Consider the following 21,467-nt stretch of genomic DNA (forward strand, 5'->3'; position numbering starts at 1 on the left):
CACATTTTTTTCGACACTCGAGGGTATAGAACGCATCTATAGGACTTTTCACCACATTTTTTTCGACGCTCGGGGGTATAGAAGGCTTCTATAAGACTTTCCGCTGTAATTTCAACGCCGCTTGAGCGTATAGACGTGAGCATGGGCAGTCGATTCGTAATGGACCCGACTGATTACGTGTATTCCTTAGGATGTGGCTGTATTAGATGATCAGAAAATGTTAGAATAATGAGAGGACAAAGACAATCAATAATAGGAGTGAGTTAAATGAACGAAAATCATTTCAACAGAATGAATAATGATGATGGATTCGTTGCTGCATTGGACCAAAGTGGTGGCAGTACACCAAAAGCACTTGCTGCTTATGGTATTCAAGAGGATGCTTATTCAAACGAGGATGAAATGTTTGATCTTGTCCATGAACTTCGGACAAGAATCGTCACTTCACCAGCGTTTTCTTCGGATAAAATTTTAGGTGCAATTCTTTTCGAACAAACGATGGATCGCAAAGTCGAGGGTAAATATACGGGCGATTACCTTGCAGATAAAGGCATCGTTCCATTTTTGAAAGTCGATAAAGGTTTAGCTGAAAAAGAAAATGGCGTTCAAATGATGAAGCCTATGCCTGAGTTAGATGAGCTATTACGTCGTGCGAATGAACGGAATATATTTGGAACGAAAATGCGTTCAGTCATCCATGAGCCGAATGAAGAGGGAATTAAAGCGGTTGTCGACCAGCAGTTTGAAGTAGCGAAGCAAATTATTGACGCTGGGCTAGTTCCAATCGTTGAGCCAGAAGTCGATATCAATAGTTCTGATAAAGAGAAATGTGAAGAGATATTGAATCAAGAAATCCTTAAACATGTCAACGAACTATCTGAAGACCAAAACATTATGCTTAAACTGACTATCCCGACAAAGGTCAACCTTTATAAAGAGTTGATTGAACACCCTCGTGTTGTTCGTTTCGTCGCCCTTTCTGGTGGTTATTCACGTGAAGAAGCTAATGAAAAATTAAAAGAGAATGATGGCATGCTTGCCAGTTTCTCTCGTGCACTTGTCAGTGAATTGAATGTCGATCAAACAGATGAAGAATTCAATAAAACACTTCAAGAAGCCGTTGACTCCATCTATGATGCTTCTGTGAATAAAAAATAACGTAACATTTAATAAACCTGAGCCCTCATTTGAAGGCTCAGGTTTGTTTTTTATTTATTTAGTTTAATTTCTTTGTAAACTTGTCGACCATTATGGCAATTGCACCGTCACCAGTAACGTTTGCAGCTGTACCGAAACTGTCTTGCGCCATGTACAACGCAATCATTAGACCTAGTGCTGTTTCGCCAAATCCTAGCATGCTACCAAGTAATCCTAAAGCAGCCATAACCGCTCCACCTGGCACACCCGGTGCAGCAATCATAATGATTCCTAGCATCATAATAAATGGAAGCATTGTGGCGAAGCTTGGTAGAGAAAGCCCTTCAGTCAACATCATAACCGCGACGGAGCATGTAACGATTGTAATTGTACTACCTGCTAAGTGAATCGTTGCACTTAATGGGACCGCTGAGTCCGCTACTCCATCAACGACATTGTTTTGCTTTGATTGTCTTACAGTTACTGGAATCGTTGCCGCACTAGACATTGTTCCTAACCCGGTAAAGTAAGCTGGTAACATCGTCTTTAACGCACGGAATGGATTTCTTCCAGTAATCCCTCCAGCAACTACATACAAAATCAATATCCAAATCCAATGAACGATAACTGCCATGATGAGGACGACTCCGAATGTTTGAAGCGTTCTGAACACCGCCCCATCGGCAGCTAGCTCACCAAAAATACTCGCGATGTAAAACGGTAAGAGCGGAATGATAATTTTCCAGATTAACCGCTCGACAATTTCTTTACCTTCGTCAAAAAACGCTCTAATTGTTGGAGTATGTATGCGCGTAATTCCTATACCGAAAACAAAAGCCAATACAAGCGCTGTCATGACTCCCATGATTGGATCAATGGTCAACTCAAAGAATGGTTCAAAGCCAGCAGTCTCTTCAGCACTTCCTCCACCTTCATTCACAAGCATCGGGATAATAATAATTGCAATAAAAAATGCCAGTGTACCCGCTAGAACTGTTGATGAATATGCAATCGCGGAAGTCACGCCGAGCATCTTCCCCGATTCCTTCCCAAAGCTCGCTAGTCCACTAATAATGAAAAAAACGATAATCAACGGAATTGTAAATCCTAAAAATTGGCCAAAAATTTCTTTAAATGTAACGATGATACGAATTAGAAATTCAGGAGCAACCAAGCCTACAGCAATTCCCAAAATCACTCCAATTAGTAATTTTACTATTAACTTCACGTGAATTCCCCGTTTCCATTTTTGACGTAGTATAGCATTGAAACAAAATCACGACAAGAATAAATTCGTATACCTTCATTAATTTTGCTTTTAATATAAGTATAATCTGCTATTGTATCATGTTATGTTTCAGAATATAAAAAAAGAAGCCAGGAAATATTCATTGTGACATTAGTTTCCTGGCTTCTTTATGAATTTTCTATTCTATTATTTTTTAGGTTCTAAGTCTTCAATCGAGTCAATATCCATGTAAGTCGGTACACCTAAACCTATTTTCGCACCTTCTAGGTTCTTCCCTAAATCTTCATATTCGCCTTCATATTTTTCGTAGAAATCCCTGTGCGTTTGCGGCATCCAAGGAGCTAAAGAAGCATCTGCGTCTCCAGCAGATACAGCTTGGAAAACGATTTGTGGATCAACGGGTGTCAATGTTACATTAAACCCTTTAGATTCCAAGGCAATTTTAGCGACATGGGCAGATGCACGTTCAGAATCCCATGGAGTCAACGCTAACTCAATATCCTGACCATCAACAGAGTCTACACCTTCAGACCAGCTATCGACTGTTTCTTGGTTTTCGTCAACCCAATCTTGTGCTGCTTCTTCAAAGTCTTTTTCTTGAGCTGCTAGCATGATCGATTCCATATCGTCTACTTCCCAGAAGAAATTATCAAGAATTTCATACGCTTCAGGCATGTCTTCTTTTAACCCTTTACGAGCAATTGTAGTGATATATTCTTCCCCACCGTAGACACCTTTTGGATCATCAATATATTTAATGTCATACTTTGCGAACATATAATGCGGGTTCCAAGCTGCTACAATAATTTCTTCTTCATTATCAAGCGCTTCACCTAGTTCCGTCAACATGGCTGCTGTAGAGGATTCTTCATGTGTCCAACCCTCAAGGTTGTCATACTCTTCCAACGCCTTATTTGTCGCCTGGGAAATTCCAGCGCCAGGCTCAATCCCAGTGATGGTGTACTCAACTTCTTCACCAACATTCACATCGCCATTTGATTCACTTTCCGCACTACTTTCATCTGCATCTTCTCCACCACAAGCAACTAATGCCAATGATAATCCAGCAACAATTCCTAATTTTTTCAGTTTCATCATAATAAACTATTTCTTCCTTTCTTATTTAAATTCTTTTTGAGATTTTAAGTATATTAAAAGAGATCGATCAAAACCCTCCTTAATCTTTATCTCTACCCACCCTTTAATGTTACAGTGTTTTAATTTTCTAAACAATTCGCATTTTCGGGGTTTATTCAGCAAATGAGCTACTAACCTGTTAGATACACATCTTATTCTGAAATAATAAAAGATAGCGTTGAAATCATCTAAATAGCTACTGAATAGTCTCGGTGCTTTAGCAGACTAACTTAATAAATCAGAGAAATCAGTAGAAAACCTTGTAATAATGAGATGGCTATAAATAGAACCTTTTGTGCTGATTCTCCGTCTTTCCAGCGATTTTAATAATAAGGGTCCAGAAAAAACACGCCTTCTTAAACACATAAAATAACACCCTACCATTTACTTTTTCATGGTAGGGTGCTATTTTCGATATTTTGAACTAGATTATAATAGATATTATTCAGTAGGTTTAAGTTTTTCAACCGATTCAATTTCCATTTAAGATGGTACGACCAGATCGACTCTAGTGCCTTCCAAATTCGGTCCTAGGTCTTCGAGTTTTTTTCACCATTTGAATCATTTACAGTAAGAAACGAACCTTTTCTAATACGAGCTCGCTTAATTGTTTATGACCGTTTTCATTTAAGTGCATGTAATCAACTTGGTTCATGGTGATCGATTTACTAGCATCCAAGAAAGATAGATTCGTATCATCCAAAAACGCTTTCAAGTGACCTGGTAACTCCCTCGATTTCACGTCACAATTGAAACCCATCGACTTCCGGACCTCAGTCTTTTGATAGTCTGAACCGATTACTGGTGGGGCAATGACTAATACTTGAGTTGATTTGTTGTAAATTTCCTTGTGTGCGTGTTGAGCCTTTTTAGCCAGTCTAGTAATACCTTGAGCAATATTGTGAGCCGTCAGTCCAAACCGTTCTTTCGTATCATTCGTTCCTAACATAATGATGACCAATTCTACAGGTGCATGGCTCTTTATACAAGGAACGATATAATCCATTCCGTTCATTCCTTCTAGTAAGGGATCGTCCATGACACTTGTCCGACCAGGAAGCCCTTCTTCGATAATTTGATATTCATCACCTAATTTTTCTTGTAAAAGGCAAGGCCATCTGACTTCTTCCGGAAATCTTCTCATTGTTTCTGCATTTAATCCCCAAGTATTCGAATCTCCAAAACAAACGATCCGTTTTCTCATAAATAACGATACCACCTTATCTTGATATTTTTTGATATGCACCCGAAGCGTGATTATATGTCCCTTATTTTATCTTATATGGGTTTAAATTCGGAATTTATGTAACCTATTTGGCATGATATGTGACTTCTTTTTGGAGATATGCACCCCCATAAAAGATATATGCGCCCTGGCATGAATATTCCCGAGAAAGATGACTATATGCACCCAAATTACAGTTATATGAGCCAGATCCTCTCGATATGCACCCTCAACTGAACTTTATGCGACCTATTCGGAAACTTATGGGACCAAATAAAATAAATATGCGCCCAAAACCGAATTAAATGCGCCCAAAACAAGTATGGTTATTGGATAAAACAAAAATCACTACATTATGCAGTGATTTTTGAGTCGTGCTTATATTTCCTTCATATATTGCAATAATTGATAGACAGCGCCTTGTAAGTTGGCATCATTTCCGTTTTGAGCAAGCTTAATCGATAAGGATCTTTCAAAAGAACTCATGATACGATGATTGACGCGCTGTTCGAGTTTCTCCAGCAAATAATCTCCTTGCTCTGAAACGCCACCGCCGATAACAATCATAAGTGGGTTAAAGATATGTACCAACGTTTTGATTCCTAAGGCAACATCATCTACCCAGCGGTTAATGACAGACTCTGCTAACTTGTCCTCATTTTTGGCTCGCCAAAACAAATCTGGTAAGGAATCATAGTCTTCAATGACACTTCGAGCCCGCTTGCTTAAGGCTTTACTGGAGGCATATCGTTCATAACATCCCTCATCTCCACAAGTGCACGGCTCACCACCTGGATAAAGGTTCATATGACCAAATTCACCGGCAGAATAAGCAGCTCCATCATAAATCTCTCCATTAATCACAATTGCACCGCCAATCCCTGTGCCAAGTGTCATGCAGAGAAATTGATCAACCTGCTTTGCTGCATCTTTCCAATATTCCCCAACAGCTGCACAGTTGACGTCATTATCCACTGTAACAGGCAAACCGAATTCAGATTCTAATATTTCTTTAATATTTAATCCAGTATAATTTGGAAGCGAATCAGTCGCGTATATGACTGTTCCTTCTTTTCGGTTGATCTGACCGGCCGTACTGATAGCAATGCCAGAAAGCTCAAACTCAGATTGCAACTCTCCCACAAGATCTTTCACTTGATGAAGGATTGCAGGACCCCCACCTTTTACGTCTGTTGGTATGCTTGCCTTTGTTAGAATCTTACCATGATCATCCAAGACACCGTATTTGATACTTGTTCCGCCTATATCAATTGCTCCTGCTAACACGTTGCCTTCCTCCATTCATTTTCTATTATTACTATCTTAAGATGTCGACGAGGAATGTTGAGATTCCAGGGAGAAAGACGAGTAATAACATAACGACAACGATTGGTATAAGAAATGGTAGGACACCTCGGTACATGGTTCCAACCGGTATATTACCAACCCTTGATACAACGAATAATGCCATCCCCATAGGCGGTGTCAAAATACCGATCATTAAGTTTAGAATGACGAACGCACCGAAAAAGATCGGATCGATTCCAACACTCGTGACGACCGGAATCAATACTGGTACAACAAGAACCAGCAATGCCAACGCATCGATAAACGTTCCTAATATAATCAAGAGTAAACTGATCAATAATAATAAGAAAATCGGTTCCTCGGTAATTCCTAGAAATGTGTCAGCTACTTTAATCGCCACACGCTCTCTTGCTACGAATTGACCGAAAAATTCAATCGCCGCAAGCATAAGGATGACGACACCTGTCATTTTAAACGATTCAACAAAGTTTTCGTATGCCTTTTTCAATGTCAGTTCTTTATAAATAAAGAAACCAAGGAACATGGCATACACCGTACTGACAACAGCAGCTTCAGTCGGTGTGAAAAACCCCGAGAAAATACCTACGATGATAATTAAAGGTGTAAGCAATGCCCAGAACGCTTCCAAGAAACGTTTCCAGATTATTTTTAAATTCGCACGTTCAAGAACTTTGTAACCGCGTTTTTTCGCCATAACAAATGTCGTCACGAATAAAGCAATGGCGATTAAAAGACCTGGAACCAACCCGGCAATGAACATCGATGCAACTGACACGTTAGCGATGGCTGCATAAATGATCATGTTCAAACTTGGTGGAATAATTCCACTTAAAATGGAAGTCGCTGCGGTCAAGCCACCATTAAAATCATCATGGTAACCCGCTTTACGCATGGTGCGAATTTCCAATTGGCCAAGGCCACCTGCATCTGCCAATGAAGAACCTGACATTCCTGAGAACATTAAACTAGCTGTAATGTTCACGTGTCCGACTCCACCCGGAATATGTCCGACCAAAGCTAATGCAAAGTTGAAGATTCGATCGGTAATTCCTGAAGCGTTCATCAATGTACCCGTCAATATAAAGAAAGGTATAGCTAATAATGTGAAATTATTAATCCCATCAATCAATTGAGCGGCAGAGGCAAAAATGAGGTTCCAGTCACCTAAGGCAAAGTATGCAAGCGCAGCAATGAGTAATGTAAAACCGACAGGAATCCCGATGAAGAGCAACAGAATCCATATGATAAAAATAATCGCAATCTCCATCTATTCCACCTCCGCTGCTTTACTTTGACGCCATTCTTTAATCAATCGCTCAATTAAACGAAAGATCATTAATCCAGTTAGAATTGGTAGAGCCGCATACATATACACATACGAAATCTGTAAGGTTACCATTTCTAAATGTTCTTGTCTTTCGACGACTGTAAAACTTATATAAAACACCGTAATCAGTGCAGCCAAAATCAATAATTGGTTGAATAAATAAACCCATTTTTGTATTTTGGCAGGTAACTTATTCACGAAAACATCAATTGCCACGTGACCTTTATCTTTAATTCCAGCTACAATGCCTAAATATCCTGCGTAAATAAAAAGAAGTTTACTCAATTCCTCTGACCACACCAAGGGAACACCGACCCCTTGGCGTGACAGAGTTTGAGCAACTAAAACAATTAACATGATTAGAAATAGGGCACTGCCGATTATTTCTTCTAAGTTGTCATAAATTTTCTTTAACATGAATAATCACCTTCATGGTTTATGTTTATTCCGCTGCCCCTTGAATAACTTCCATATATTTCTCTGCATCTTCACCGATATCTTCATAGTAGCTAGGGTAAGCTTCAGAAACAGCTTCTCTGAACTCATCTAAGTTCGGCTCAGTAATCGTTACGCCTTCTTCTTCAAAGAAGGAAATCAATTCATCCTCTTGTGTCTGGAACAATTCCGTATGGTGATCTGTTGCTGCATCAATTCCTTCTTCTAAAATTGTGCGAAGATCTTCAGGAAGATCTTGATAGGTCTTTTCACTTACCACATACGTGTTGTCATTAACAACGTGATTCGTCAACGCAATATAATCTTGAACTTCATGGAAACTCTGTGCTTCAATTGTTGGAAGTGGGTTTTCCTGTCCATCTACCTGACCGGTTTGTAGTGCTAAGTAAACTTCACCGAAAGCCATTGGTGTAGGGTTTGCACCTGTGTATTCAGCATAGTCAAGCAATGTTTGTGCTTCTGGTACACGAAGGCTCATACCTTCCATGTCAGCAAGTTCCTCAATTGGAGAGTTGGAAGATGTTACACGCGGTCCGTTGTAAGCACTATCAATAACACGCATACCATGTTCTTCAACTAACTCAGCACGTAGTTCTTCACCGAATTCAGTGTTGTATACAACGTTTTTAATGTGATCGAAATCCTCAATTACATAAGGCATTGCCAATAGTTCTGCACGTGGGATCCACTCACCGAAACGCCCCATCTCTGCAAGCGTAATATCTAGCGTTCCATCCTGCAATTGGCCAAGCATAGACAGGTCATTACCTAATTGCGCATCTGGGAAGATGGTTACTGTCAAACGGCCATCACTTTCTTTTTCAACATAATCCGCTAAAAACTCAGCAGCTTTGTACTCATTTGCCTGTGTGTTTGGCTGCATACCGAATTCCAACTCATAAGATTCACCGGATGCTTCACTGCTTTCACCATCTTCACTGCTGCTTTCACTACTACTTTCTTCCCCATTCTCTTCGCCTTCGCTCCCTGAAGAAGAATCTTCATCACTACCTCCACAAGCTGCAATAACCAACAATAAAGCTAAACTTAAGAAAAATAACAAACTTTTTTCATAATTTTTCTTCCTCCCTATTTGGTTTCCACTTTATTCATTTTTTGAGAAAACTTCTCCGTGATTACTTGCGGTCGTGTGATGGCACTGCCGACGACCACCTTATAAGCACCTAGTTCCAACGCCTTTTTCGCTTTCTCTGGAGTATCTATGTTTCCTTCTGCAATGACAGGTACGTTAACCGCTTTCAATGTTTCTTCTAAAACCTCAAGCGGAACATCCCCTTGTGTATACGGTGTGTAACCGACTAATGTCGTAGCAACAATATCAACACCAAGCTTTTCGGCATGCACTGCTTCTTCAACTGTCGAAACATCTGCCATGAACTTTTGGTTTGGAAACTTTTCTTTCACTTCACGAAAGAATTGATCAAAGCTTTTGTTGTGTGGGCGAATTCGATTTGTAGCGTCAAACGCAATAACTTCGACGCCTTCTGTCGCTAACTCTTCCACTTCTTTTAACGTTGCGGTGATCCGAACTTCATTGTCCCCATAATCTCTCTTGATAATCCCGATAATCGGTAGATCAACCTCTTGTTTGATTGCTTGAATATCTGCGACTGTATTGGCACGAATGCCACTCGCTCCACCTTGATAGGCCGCCAATGCCATTTTGGACATAATGAGCGGGCTGTGAAGCGGTTCTTCTTCTAAAGCTTGACAAGATACAATTAATTTTTTGCTCATCAACTTATACTCCCACTAAGATGATTTATTTCCCTGAAGCTAAGATGTCAACGATCTCTGTTGCCTGTCGTTTTTTATCATCCGTTAATTCTTTGAAAGGGAACTTCATAAAGCCAGCGTCGACACCTTGTTCTTTCAGTACATGTTTGAGTGTCTGATAAACGCCGATGTTTTCCATTTTAGCGATTACTTGATTCATTTCTAGCTGTAAGCTTTGCGCTTTTTTAAGATCTGAATTTTGAATCGCATCAAATAATGCTTTCGCTTGCTTTCCAAGTAGACTGTAAGTACTGCCGATTGCTCCATCTGCTCCAGAAATAATGAATTGAAGCAGCATGTCGTCTGCACCACCGAAGAACACTTTATCCGGATACAGCTCTTTCAACTTCGTGAGTCTAGAAAGGTTTGTGTCGGAATATTTGACGCCAATGACATTTGGAATGGCCAATAACTCACCATAGTCATCGATTGTCATTTGTGTTCCAGTTAGCACCGGAATGGAATAAACAATCATTGGATGATTCGTTTCTTCTGTAATCCGTTGATAGTAAGACTTGATCTCTTCAAAACTGAACTTGTAATAGTAAGGGGTAATCGCTGACAATGCGTCATACCCAAGTTCCTTGGCTTCGTTACCCAATCTGATCGCTTCTTCTATGTTTAATGAACCGATCTGGCCAATCAGCGTTACGGCATCTCCAGCTTCATCTTTGACGATTTTAAGCAGTTCTTTCCTCATGGTTTCATCCATTAAGAAACTTTCTCCTGTTGAACCGCCGATATATAAGCCGTCGACTTTCATTACGTCAATATTCTGCCGAACCATTTTCAATACTTTCGTGTAGTGGGCAACCAGGTGTAGTGAGCGTCATTGTGATTCGAACATTATTGTCTTCATCGACATCAATGCCATAAACCAGTCCTAGATCGACCTATATGGATTGATGGGGATATAAGGGAATCCTATCCTTCAGGAGCTACGGCTAAAAAAATCTCTTTAAAAAAATGATTATGAAACAATCGGGTGCAAGAATGGAATAATAATTACGATTTTTCTTGGCTTATCGGGCTACTATATAATGTTGGTTATGACGCCCAAGTTAGGAAAAAGGGGGTGTAATAATTGAACTGGGCAGTACTAAAAGATGCAAAATGGTGGTCATTAACAGCAACGTCTTTATTATTAGGGGTTATTGGCATAGTGTTGGCAGTATACAATAATAGCTACTGGGCGTATTTTGTTATTATTTCAGCGATATTCACGCTTTTAGGCTCGAATAGAGGAGATCAATTAACGGGTTTGTAAAGCAAACGGGCGCGATTGTGGAATAACAAAATTAATATATGAAAAAGTCGCTCAACAATATGAGCGACTTTTTTCATTTTAAATTTATACTAAAACGTATGTTATTTTGTATGCTGATTTCGTTGTGATTTATGATGTTAAAATCCTACTGAAATACGGTGTGATTTTAAATGCTAATTTTATTGTTAATTTGCTTTTTCTCCACCAAAAGTGAACTACTTACCCGTTTAGGCGTGCTTTTTTTGTTGAATTTTGATTATCGCTTCGGCGCTAATTCAATGGCTTGATCTAACGCTTCCAGCATACTTCTTTCATCGGCAATTCCTTTTCCAGCAATATCAAATGCTGTTCCATGGTCGACACTTGTTCGTATGATTGGAAGGCCGACAGTGATATTCACACCCGCTTCAAGGCCTAACACCTTGATTGGCCCGTGTCCTTGGTCATGATACATCGCTACAACGATATCAAAATCACCTCGTTGTGCACGGAAAAATAATGTGTCCGCAGGAAGTGGTCCTTCGACATCAATACCTTCTCCTGTTGCCCGTTCGATGGCTGGAATGATTTTTTCTTCTTCCTCACCATAGCCGAATAATCCGTTCTCGCCTGCGTGTGGGTTAATGCCACACACACCGATTTTCGGCTGGTCAATCCCTGATTTGCTCAATGTGTCATGCGCTAAGCGGATAACTTTATAGACACGTTCCGGTTCGATCATGTTTATTGCATCAATTAACCCGACGTGGGTCGTCACATGGATGACTTTCAACTTAGGAGATGAAAGCATCATGGAAAAGTCTTTTGTATCGGTCAATTCCGCCAGGATCTCTGTATGTCCTGGGTAAATATGACCACCTTTATGCAGCGCTTCTTTGTTCAAAGGCGCTGTACAAATGGCATCGATTTTTTGTTCGTTTGCCAGTTCAATCGCTGTACGAAGATATTCAAACGCAGCATGACCTGCTTCACTGGAAACTTCACCAAAAGGAAGGTCTGCAGGTAAAATATCTAAATCAATACAAGCAATTTCACCGTATGTTGTTTCAAAATCCGTATCTCTATCGATCACTTTAATAGACGCTTCTATCTTTAAATTCTCTACTGCTTTTTTCAGCATTTTTGCATCACCAATGACGATTGGTGTAGCTTCTTTGTATATTCTCTCTGTCTGTAAACTTTTAACGATGATTTCAGGACCTACGCCTGCTGCATCGCCCATTGTAATTCCTATAATTGGCTTATTAGACATGGTTATGAACTCCTTTTAATTCAAGCATCGCATGGTGTATGGAAGTTTCAGTTCCAAACGCGCCTGCCTTTGTAATGACTAAGTAGTCTTTTTCCGGACCAATCAATGTTCCTAAAGGAATGCCTGTTTCCACCTCTTGTATAAGTTGAAAACCTAGCCCTCCCAGATGACGAGATGTATCTTTTGCAGTATCGCCACCCGTTAAAACAAAGCCGGTCAGATCTCTATTTCTAAAAGCTACTTGTTCGACGATTTCACCGATGCCGTTTGAGATTCGTTCACCAATTGCATTTTTAGTTAGTTTCAGTTTTTCACCGATTGCTTTCACATCGCTGCGCGCACGTTCATCCGAGGGTACATACAAGACGACATCTTTCTCTTTTGCAAACCCTTCTAAACACCGTTCAATATACGTTTGTCGAGCATATTCCCATTCATCTAAAAAGAAGATTGTCGGGTCGATTTCAACGGCTTCGATCTGTGGTTGGTTTGCTGCATATTGAACTTGCCCTTGTGTTACTTGTGATAAACTCCCACAAACTGTCATCACACGTTCCGCTCTTCGTTCGACTTGCTCACCGACTTCGCTTTCAAGACCTAATGTCTCTGGAAGGACTTCCGCCAAACCAGCAGAACCTGCCCAAATGACATTCCGAGAAATCGAGCTCATTTTCTTCGCACCTTCTCGGAGGTCTTCAAACGATTCAGCATCGCAAACAAGGTAAGAGATCCCCTGTTCTTTAAAGTTTTCAATCTTCTTCGCAAAAGAGTCATTATCCAAGTAAATGTCTTCTTGGCGAATCAGACCAACCGGCACGCCGATCTCTTCTTCAATCAATGCTGGAATCGATGAATTTTTCACCGGGTGTTTTGGATCTTTTGCCGTTTCTGTTTCTGCCAACTCCACGCCATTGACATAATGGATCCCATTCTTTGTCGTTCGTCCAAGTGATGGGAATGCTGGCGCGATGAAGATAAATTCAGGGCCAAAGACTTCTTCTAGTGTCTGTAACTCTGTACCGATATACCCTCTTAACGTCGAATCCATTTTTTTATAGATCGTAGTAAAACCTGCATTTTTCAAATATTCCCCAGCCTGGATTGTGATGGATATTGCATCTTTCTTCGCTAAAGCGCGCGAATTTGTATCAATCACCAAACCGTGGTTAAGCCTATTTGAGGCTTGTGGAATATCGAACAACACAGACGTAGGTATTCCCTTTTTTGTCAATTGAACACCTGAATCATTCGCGCCCGTCAGATCATCCGCTATAATTCCTATTTGTAATCTCATTGTTGATAACTTCCTTTAATGTTATTCATGCACCACATAATCGTCTGGTATATTCACACCTTTTTTCTCCAGACGTTTTACAAGAAATCCGATATAGATCGGTAGTAAGATTGCGGTCGTTACCGTAGATGCAGCTACCTGCACGGTCGCCAAGTCAACATTTGTTGCAAATGTTGCACTTGCCGCGGCAATTGCTGCTGGTGTTGCTACTGCGTTACCTGCTGTAGATCCTTCAGCCGCACCAGCAATCGGGTTCCATTTAAGTGCTTTAAAGACAAAGTACCCTGCTGTACCCGTGATAAATACTGTTGCTAAACCAAGAAGGACGCCAGAAAGCCCACCATTAATGATTGCATTGAAATCAATTCCCATACCAAGCGCAAACGCGAAGAATGGAATTAACATCGAGCTACCTTTATCCAAGAATTTACGCATTTCATCATCCAAGTTCCCTAACACCATACCCACAATGATCGGCAATAGTACGGAAATGAATGAAACGAATGAGAACAATCCGTCAACAAAGCCCATTGCACCGAAGATCGCCAATGCAACCATCGTAAAGAACGGACCATCGTTTAAAGCTAACAGGGAATAAGCTGCGCGATCTGTTTTGTCACCATATTGTCCAACTAACGCGACGTATAAACCGCCGTTACTGTTCGTCATGGCAGCAATAATTGCAATCGGTGCCAAGCCCAACCACAATCCATTTTCTCCTGCGAACATATACGCAAGTAAACCGAATATTGCTCCGACAAACCATTTGGTCGCCAACAATGTCGCACCTTTTCCAAGGCTGACACCGACGTTCCGTAGATTAATTTGTGCACCTGTACATAACAGGAATAGGGCAATCAATGTGCCTGCACCATCGACAAATAATTGTTGTGTAAAGTTACCGATTCTCAACAAATCGGGTGCAAATGTATTGAGTGTTGCAGCAAGCAATAATGGGACAACCATCATGCCGCCCGGAATTCGATCCAATGTTGCTTTAATCTTCATTATTCTCCTCCTTCATATGTAAATCGTTTAATTTTCGAACACCAATAAAGCGGTTACACGTGTAATAATAATTTAATCCGATTAAAAATGCAACATTATTTTATAATAATATTTTATTAATGCTCTTGTTCCGTTATTTGTGTTGCAAAATGAAACAAAAAGAGGACCTTATACAGATCCTCTTTTTTTTTCATTCCCTATGATTTTGTTATTTATTATTCATCTCTTAATTTTCGCCATAATGTTGAACGGTTGATTCCTAATCTCTTTGCTGCCTTCGTTTGATTTTGATTTTCTTCCGTCAACACTTGCTGGATGACCTGCTTTTCAATTTCTTTTAATGTACCTTCCATCGCTAATGGTTTCACTGAGTTATTTGATGCAGAAAGCTTATTCATAACCTTATTAACATCGGGGACATCAATATAATATCCATTCGCTAAACTACTTAATTGTTTCACAACCGCTCGTAATTCTGGAATATTTCCCTTCCAATCATATTGTAGCAAGCATTGAGCGGCCTGATCGTTTACCCCGACGGTTTCACTTCCCTTTTCCATATGCATCTCCGTCAAAAAATAATCAATAAAAGCCAATATATCTTTTTTACGCTCTCGGAGTGGTGGAAGGTAAATGATTTCGTCATCGTAATCGCTCACAGCATCGGTCTCCAGCAATTCTTCCTGTAAAAGTATGATTTTAATTCGCTTCGATAAGACGGTCAATCGGTATATGAGATCTCTTTGGACATCGGAAGAAATCAAATCTATATTTTTCACAATCACTGTTCCACTTGTTAACGAGTGAAGTATTTCCTCTAAATAGGTAAAGCTTTCATTCGTAAATAGCGATCCATGAATCTCTACAATCGGTGCGGTTTGATCAAAACGTTTAAAATGAATTTGTTTGGCGACTGTAAACTTCCCTGTTCCCTTCTCTCCTACAATACAAGTCATTTCGTCAGTCGCCGCTGCATGACCAATCTTCTCTTCAAGTTGGTGCACGCGATCACTGTCTCCAATCAGTGGTTGATTTGCTGGGTCGCTCATCATAGATATCACTTGCTGCCCGTTAGGATTATACGTAGTTGCATTCAATTGAATTCCAACAATCTTCTCTGTCTTGCTAACGAGAAAACCTTGGAGTTGATAGATACGCGATTCACATTTGATTTCTTGCCACTGAATTTGTTGTTGATCAAGAACTCTTCTGACAAGTTGGATAAACGATTCTGCATGTACCAACTTCTTCGTTGGGTCTATTTCGGCAAATGAACCATTTTGTTCGAGAACTTTCCCCTCTTCATCCACTAACATCACCGGAAGGGGCATCTCATTAAGGACTTGCCGATAAATATGATGGCGATAATTAACTCTTCGAAAGAAGTGGTGGATTCGCTTTGCTTCGTCGATGGCATTCATAATCGCTTCTCTTCCGGAAGTAATCAAAACACCTCGTAAACCAAGCCGCTGAGCAACCTCGATCGTTATAACGTCACCAATGACAACAGTGAATCCTTCTTGTTTTAGCCGCTCTAAATTAGCTTGCACTTCATTCGATGACTGTATGGTAACCATTTTTACGTCGAAATCTAAAATATTACAAATAGTCGCTGAACCTTCAGATATATTTTTAAAACCTACGAGTGCTACACCGGATTTCACCCCACTGATCAAGGTAAACACACGAAGCATATCGTAACCAGTAATATCAATGTGTACGACAGGAATGGAAATGGATTCTTGAATCAGTGACGCCGTTCCACCACGACTGATAATGATGTCATAACCTTGCTCTTCCGCACGCTTGGCCTCGATGACACCTTTTTCCAAGTTTGCTACCGTCGTATCCAATTGAATATCATCTGGAACCTCGATATTTTTCGCTGTTTCCGCCAGACCATTATATGGTGCTACGAGTAAAACCTTAATCATAAAAACCCCTCATCCGTTGCATATTTCAACAATTGTATTATGCCATAAAGTGGTTTTTGTGTCATGTATTGCGGGAGGGATTTTTTAAGAAACTGAAGGGGCGTGGATTAACACTGAAGACACGTGGGTTAACACTGAAGACGCGTGAATTAACACTGAAGCGGCGTGGATTAACACTGAAGGTGCACGAATTAACACTGAAGATGCGTTGTTTAACACTGAAGACGCGCAGATTAACACTGAAGGTGCGTGGTTTAACACTGAAGCCGCGCAAATTAATGCTGAAGTCATAAGATCCAATGATGGACTATTCAGGCATAGAGAGAAAAAATCATGCGCTATCTTCGAACAGAAGCGCACTAATCAAAGGTAGCGAGTAAAAAACGCACACTACCCACGAATAGAAAGGTTCCAATCGTGGGTAGTGGTTAACTTTATCTTTAATAAATAATTGAATTATTCTGTTGCTTTTCAGCTCATTTTAATCCTGAAGATTGTTAATTTAAGCTATAGTCAATACGTTTTTCATCATCTAAAAACAGCGACATTTCCTTAGGTTTTGTTTCTGCAATTTTTCTTCCGTTTCGATAAGAAGCCAGCACTTCTGCTTGTGTTCGAATCGCATCGTATCGATTCGTCGCATTCAAGATAATAAAGTTCGCCGGCTTACCTTCTTCAATTCCGTATTGATCTTGAATATCTAAGGTAACCGCGCTATTTTCTGTAATATAATCAAATGAATGAACGATTTGGTGGTAGCCCATCAAGTGGGTCACATGTATCCCCATAAGCAGTACTTGCAACATATTCCCCGTTCCGATCGGATACCACGGATCGACGATATCATCATGACCAAAGCAAACATTAAGGCCCGCTTCCGTCAATTCTTTCACCCGGGTTACACCGCGGCGTTTCGGATAATCATCAAACCGACCTTGTAAATGCGTGTTCACGAGTGGATTGGCGACAAAGTTGATGTTTGAAAGCTTTAAGATTTTCATTAATTTCGATACATATGCCCCGTTATATGAATGCATCGCTGTCGTATGACTCGCTGTCACCCGATTGCCTAGGCCTCTTTCAAACGCTTCTGTTGCAACAACTTCAACAAAACGCGACTGCTCATCATCAATCTCATCACAGTGGATATCGACGAGCTTATCGTACTTTTCAGCTAGGTCAAAAGCAATTTTCATCGATTCCACACCATATTCGCGAGTGAATTCAAAATGTGGAATGCCACCGACGACATCTGCTCCCATCTTTAAAGCTTCCTCCACAAGCTCTTTCCCTTTCGGATATGATAAATAGCCTTCTTGAGGGAAAGCAACCAACTGAAGATCGACATAGTCCTTCATCTCTTCTTTCACTTCGATCAAAGCTTTCAAAGCTGTTAATGTTGGGTCACAAACGTCTACATGCGTACGAATATGTTGAATTCCTTGACTGATCTGCCACTGAATCGCTTTTGTTGCTCGTCGTTTCACATCTTCAATCGTCAATAATTGTTTTCGCTCAGCCCACGTTTCAATGCCTTCAAATAATGTGCCGCTCTCATTCCACTTTGGCTCTCCAGCTGTCAGTGTCGTATCCAAATGAATATGTGGCTCAATGAAAGGCGCACTCACAAGCTTACCACCCACGTCCAAAGCGCCATCGATCGGCTTGGCTGTTTCGATTTTCTTGAAAAATCCATTCTCGATATGAATGTTCCATAAACCTTCTCGTTTTGCTAATGAAGCATTTTGTATAATCATCTACTTATACCTCTTTTCCTACAATGACACTCGTTTTCGTTCCCATAACTCGCTCCAAAACGAATGTTAAACCTATAAATATAATAACCGAACCAATCATGCCATTTAACGGTGGAATGCCTGGAAGAAACTGTGCAGCCGCAAAGCCTCCGACCCATGCGATAATCGCCGGCCAACGAACAGCTTGGAATGTCGTCTCTTCCAATGGTGCATAGTGTCCTTTTCTTAAAATAAAGAAATCCGCAAGTAAAATCGCGCCAATTGGCGGAAGGGCAGCTCCTAATAAGGATAACCAGCCGACGAAATTATTGTATAACCACATCGCAAAGATTGTTCCGATGATTCCGTTGATAATGACGAGCTTGCTTTTTTTCATTTTCGTGATATTCGAAAAGCCTAAGCCAGATGCATATAGCGCGTTATCATTCGTCGTCCAAATGTTTAACCCGAGAACGATAATCGCCGGAACAATTAGCCCTTGGACAAACATGACTTCTGAAATATCTCCAAATCCAGTAGAGATTGCTCCGACTGCGCCGAATAGGAACATCAACGAATTTCCGATGAAAAACGCAATCAATGTAATGATGACAGCTGACTTTTTCGTTTTCGCAAACCGGACGAAATCAGGAGTCAATGTGCCTGCACTCGCAAACGACCCCACACAAATCGTCAATGCGACGGCAAGTCCTAGTGACGTTTCTGGTTGATAGTTAGCTAGTTGAGCGATACCTCCAAGATCGTTAATAGCTATTCCAACAGACACGCTCCCGATGATTGCAATGGCAGGAACCGCGATAAAACTTAAGATGGCCAATGCCTTCATACCGTAAAAGGCTGATGCTGTCATGACGATCCCTGAAAGAATGACTAACAGCCACATATCAATGCCCGTCACCTTGTGCACAGGAACGGCAAACATTGCCAATCCCACACCGAACCAACCGACTTGTGTTGCGCCTAGTAAAAATGAAGCTAAATACGAACCCTTTTCACCAAATGCGTATCTTGCAAGCAAGTGTGTCGATAAACCTGTTTTTGCAGCCATATACGCCAAGCCACTTGTGTACAGCCCAAGAATTAAGTTTCCTAATAACACCATCCAAATGAACTCTTGAAAGGTTAAGCCTAAACCTAACTCGCCACCCGACAACATACTTGCTGAGAAAAACGTTAATCCCATCATCACCGCAAACATTTTCATAAAACCGACCCGATGAGATTGTGGTACTGCACGTAATGAAAATTCATGATCCATATTCAATTCCCCCTTGTCTTTTCACTGGCACCAAGTCGAACAAGGAGATTTACAGATTTTCGCACAAAAAAAGCTCCTTGTCCGACCGACAAGAAGCTTTTAGAAATAGAATGACGTGCTGCGACGTGCATACACGTATCCCATTTCTAAACCGTTGTCCTTGTCAGTCTCTCTGGACTGAATTAAAGGTACCCATATGTGATTGTTCTCATTATTACAATGTAAACGTTGATTGTCAAGATGAATGGAGCTTTATTTTAACGATTCTTCTGATGAAGCTGAACGTGAAGCTCACGGACTTCCGCGGCCAATTCAGGGACCGGACCATCTATCTCCGCGTCGCGAATCACCTCTTGAATCGGTAAATTGTAAACAAATGGATTCTACATCTGAATCGTTTAGTGAAGTAGCAAATTTAGGTCTACATGTATCACTTTTGTAACGTCTAAACTCCTATTATCAGCCATAGTATTTAATTATTTTTGGTTCGTAGTTTGATATTACTTCAAAAACATCATCTCCAGTCAGATATAAATGATGCTCTACTGTGGGATAAAGTTGTTTATTAGCTATATGGTTATTGTCAAATGACTTAATATAGGAAGAATTAGATACTTTAAAAAAATATGGGGATTCATCTGAATTTAAAAAGGAAAAATCTTGATCTAACCTACTCAAATCTGACCTCCCTATCTCCGTTCCATACCGAAAGCTCCAAACAACGTACTCTAAAGGGCATTCCTGATCATACACAATTTTTATTCTATTACTATAAAAGTCTTTGAAAATTATGGTCAATGAATCGGGCTTGCAAGCCACTTCCTCCATAACTATTTCTGATGGGTTTTTACCCTTTAAAGTCATGTCAGGTTGCCAAACATGGAGTTTTTCTCCATTTTTTTTCTTCATTATAATCAACTACCTTATTTATATCTAATTTTGTCCCAAACCCTCGAGTTTGATGCTGGATATTGCAGAGTTGGTTTACCTGTAGATGTTTGGTTGGTGAGGTTAGCAGAGGATTTTATTCCATTCCATTTTATTTGGCCAGCACTACCACACATAATTCTAAAATCCTCAGTATCACTCTCAGTTGGAGCTGGGCTAACATTTATCTCAATACTTTTTATTTCACAACCACCTGGCATTGCATTTATTCCTTGCTCACCACTAATAACCATATAAGAAGCAATTAGTAAAAGTAAAAATAACGTTTTAAAAATAAATCTCTTACTTATTTTTTGAACATTACCCCAGCTCACCAACTCGATAAACTGAACGCTCATACATTGAAAAATACCTAGTGTTCCAATACAAAAAAAGCCAGTTATCCAGTAACGATACTTAACATTCATCCTACTTACTCAGCCAATTAAAGATTCTTCTGATGAAGCTGAACGTGAAGCTCACGCACTTCCTCTGCCAACTCGGGGACCGGACCATCTACCTCCGCATCGCGAATCACTTCTTGAATTGGAAGGTTCCGAACCGGTGAAGGCCCAACTCCCATTTCATTCATCCACTCCACCAATTGCTCAGACGAGCTCGCATATACAATTCGTCCTAGACCGACCCAACCATGAGCCGCCGCACACATCGGGCAATGCTCACCAGACGTATAAACCGTCGCCTTGCTTCTTTCCTCAGGACTCATATTATTCGCCGCCCAGCGCGCCAAAGCAAACTCCGGGTGCTGGGTATGATCTCCGCCAGCCACATGGTTGTGGTCTTCATGGAGTACCTTCCCATCCGCAGAAACAAGAACAGAACCGAATGGCTCATCTCCTTTATCGAGCGCCTCTTTAGCTAATTCAACACAACGGCGTAAGTGCTTTATATCCACTTCAGTAATCATCGGAAAGCCCCCTCAATATTTTTATTACCAACATTTAAGTTAGCATACTTTTAGATGGCGAACACATTATACGCTTATCAAGCAATAGGATAATTACTAAGTTCTATATAATTTATAAAAATAAACAATTATCATTAAAACTTTAAAAAATAAAACAAAAATCATTTTATTTTTAATTTATTTCA

General features: G+C 40.4%; 20 protein-coding genes and 2 pseudogenes. 2 read left to right on the forward strand and 20 right to left on the reverse strand.

Annotated features, from left to right (window positions below; translation table 11 throughout):
- Nucleotides 1-267 precede the first annotated feature (267 nt).
- Nucleotides 268-1,158: a fructose bisphosphate aldolase gene (locus tag FPQ10_RS07870; protein WP_144162750.1), complete on the forward strand. Its 891-nt coding sequence runs from the start codon at nt 268-270 to the stop codon at nt 1,156-1,158.
- Between the two features lie 58 nt (nt 1,159-1,216).
- On the opposite strand, the gene FPQ10_RS07875 is transcribed toward FPQ10_RS07870, so the two are convergent.
- The 10 genes and pseudogenes from FPQ10_RS07875 to FPQ10_RS13325 all read right to left on the reverse strand — a co-directional run.
- Nucleotides 1,217-2,365, reverse strand: a complete 1,149-nt coding sequence (locus FPQ10_RS07875; RefSeq protein WP_144162752.1) for a dicarboxylate/amino acid:cation symporter — start codon at nt 2,363-2,365, stop codon at nt 1,217-1,219.
- A 207-nt stretch (nt 2,366-2,572) separates the two neighbouring features.
- Entirely contained in the window at nt 2,573-3,484 is a 912-nt protein-coding gene (locus tag FPQ10_RS07880; RefSeq protein WP_144162754.1) for a glycine betaine ABC transporter substrate-binding protein, read from the reverse strand.
- A gap of 604 nt (nt 3,485-4,088) precedes the next feature.
- Nucleotides 4,089-4,727, reverse strand: coding sequence for an SGNH/GDSL hydrolase family protein (locus tag FPQ10_RS07885; RefSeq protein ID WP_144162756.1), 639 nt, complete (start codon nt 4,725-4,727; stop codon nt 4,089-4,091).
- A gap of 399 nt (nt 4,728-5,126) precedes the next feature.
- Nucleotides 5,127-6,035, reverse strand: a complete 909-nt coding sequence (locus tag FPQ10_RS07890) for an ROK family protein (RefSeq protein WP_255439796.1) — start codon at nt 6,033-6,035, stop codon at nt 5,127-5,129.
- A gap of 31 nt (nt 6,036-6,066) precedes the next feature.
- Complete coding sequence (locus FPQ10_RS07895) at nt 6,067-7,344, reverse strand: TRAP transporter large permease (protein ID WP_216686705.1); 1,278 nt, start codon at nt 7,342-7,344, stop codon at nt 6,067-6,069.
- Complete coding sequence (locus tag FPQ10_RS13205; protein WP_216686706.1) at nt 7,345-7,821, reverse strand: TRAP transporter small permease; 477 nt, start codon at nt 7,819-7,821, stop codon at nt 7,345-7,347.
- A gap of 25 nt (nt 7,822-7,846) precedes the next feature.
- Nucleotides 7,847-8,923, reverse strand: a complete 1,077-nt coding sequence (locus FPQ10_RS07900) for a sialic acid TRAP transporter substrate-binding protein SiaP (RefSeq protein ID WP_144162760.1) — start codon at nt 8,921-8,923, stop codon at nt 7,847-7,849.
- Between the two features lie 26 nt (nt 8,924-8,949).
- Nucleotides 8,950-9,618 (reverse strand): N-acetylmannosamine-6-phosphate 2-epimerase, encoded by a 669-nt coding sequence (locus tag FPQ10_RS07905; RefSeq protein ID WP_144162762.1) that lies wholly within the window; start codon nt 9,616-9,618, stop codon nt 8,950-8,952.
- Between the two features lie 25 nt (nt 9,619-9,643).
- Complete coding sequence (locus FPQ10_RS07910) at nt 9,644-10,444, reverse strand: N-acetylneuraminate lyase (RefSeq protein ID WP_144162764.1); 801 nt, start codon at nt 10,442-10,444, stop codon at nt 9,644-9,646.
- Nucleotides 10,440-10,550 (reverse strand): annotated as a pseudogene (locus FPQ10_RS13325) (metal-sulfur cluster assembly factor); the annotation flags it as partial. The pseudogene FPQ10_RS13325 and the gene FPQ10_RS07910, both read right to left, overlap by 5 nt.
- Before the next feature lie 191 nt (nt 10,551-10,741).
- Between FPQ10_RS13325 and FPQ10_RS07920 the strand changes: the two are divergent.
- Entirely contained in the window at nt 10,742-10,924 is a 183-nt protein-coding gene (locus FPQ10_RS07920) for a hypothetical protein (protein ID WP_068446700.1), read from the forward strand.
- 256 nt (nt 10,925-11,180) lie between these two features.
- On the opposite strand, the gene pdxA is transcribed toward FPQ10_RS07920, so the two are convergent.
- The 10 genes and pseudogenes from pdxA to FPQ10_RS07970 form a co-directional block, all read right to left on the reverse strand.
- Nucleotides 11,181-12,176, reverse strand: coding sequence for a 4-hydroxythreonine-4-phosphate dehydrogenase PdxA (gene pdxA / locus FPQ10_RS07925; protein ID WP_144162766.1), 996 nt, complete (start codon nt 12,174-12,176; stop codon nt 11,181-11,183).
- Nucleotides 12,169-13,470 (reverse strand): four-carbon acid sugar kinase family protein, encoded by a 1,302-nt coding sequence (locus FPQ10_RS07930; RefSeq protein ID WP_144162768.1) that lies wholly within the window; start codon nt 13,468-13,470, stop codon nt 12,169-12,171. The genes pdxA and FPQ10_RS07930 overlap by 8 nt, the downstream gene beginning before the upstream one ends.
- Before the next feature lie 21 nt (nt 13,471-13,491).
- Nucleotides 13,492-14,478 (reverse strand): 2-keto-3-deoxygluconate permease, encoded by a 987-nt coding sequence (locus tag FPQ10_RS07935; protein WP_144162770.1) that lies wholly within the window; start codon nt 14,476-14,478, stop codon nt 13,492-13,494.
- 215 nt (nt 14,479-14,693) lie between these two features.
- Entirely contained in the window at nt 14,694-16,412 is a 1,719-nt protein-coding gene (locus FPQ10_RS07940) for a sigma-54-dependent Fis family transcriptional regulator (protein ID WP_144162772.1), read from the reverse strand.
- A gap of 497 nt (nt 16,413-16,909) precedes the next feature.
- Nucleotides 16,910-18,169: a cytosine deaminase gene (gene codA / locus FPQ10_RS07945; protein ID WP_144162774.1), complete on the reverse strand. Its 1,260-nt coding sequence runs from the start codon at nt 18,167-18,169 to the stop codon at nt 16,910-16,912.
- Between the two features lie 4 nt (nt 18,170-18,173).
- The gene (gene codB, locus FPQ10_RS07950) at nt 18,174-19,427 is read right to left on the reverse strand and encodes a cytosine permease (RefSeq protein WP_144162776.1); all 1,254 of its coding nucleotides are present in this window, start codon (nt 19,425-19,427) and stop codon (nt 18,174-18,176) included.
- Nucleotides 19,428-19,684: 257 nt separating this feature from the next.
- Nucleotides 19,685-19,801, reverse strand: a pseudogene (locus tag FPQ10_RS13330) (nucleoside deaminase); the annotation flags it as partial.
- Between the two features lie 85 nt (nt 19,802-19,886).
- Entirely contained in the window at nt 19,887-20,336 is a 450-nt protein-coding gene (locus FPQ10_RS07960) for a hypothetical protein (RefSeq protein WP_144162778.1), read from the reverse strand.
- Nucleotides 20,337-20,350: 14 nt separating this feature from the next.
- Nucleotides 20,351-20,782, reverse strand: coding sequence for a hypothetical protein (locus tag FPQ10_RS07965; protein ID WP_144162780.1), 432 nt, complete (start codon nt 20,780-20,782; stop codon nt 20,351-20,353).
- A 17-nt stretch (nt 20,783-20,799) separates the two neighbouring features.
- Complete coding sequence (locus tag FPQ10_RS07970) at nt 20,800-21,282, reverse strand: nucleoside deaminase (RefSeq protein ID WP_144162782.1); 483 nt, start codon at nt 21,280-21,282, stop codon at nt 20,800-20,802.
- Nucleotides 21,283-21,467 lie beyond the last annotated feature (185 nt).

The organism is Allobacillus sp. SKP2-8 (assembly GCF_007559355.1).
GTDB classification, from domain to species: Bacteria; Bacillota; Bacilli; order Bacillales; family Alkalibacillaceae; genus Allobacillus; species Allobacillus halotolerans.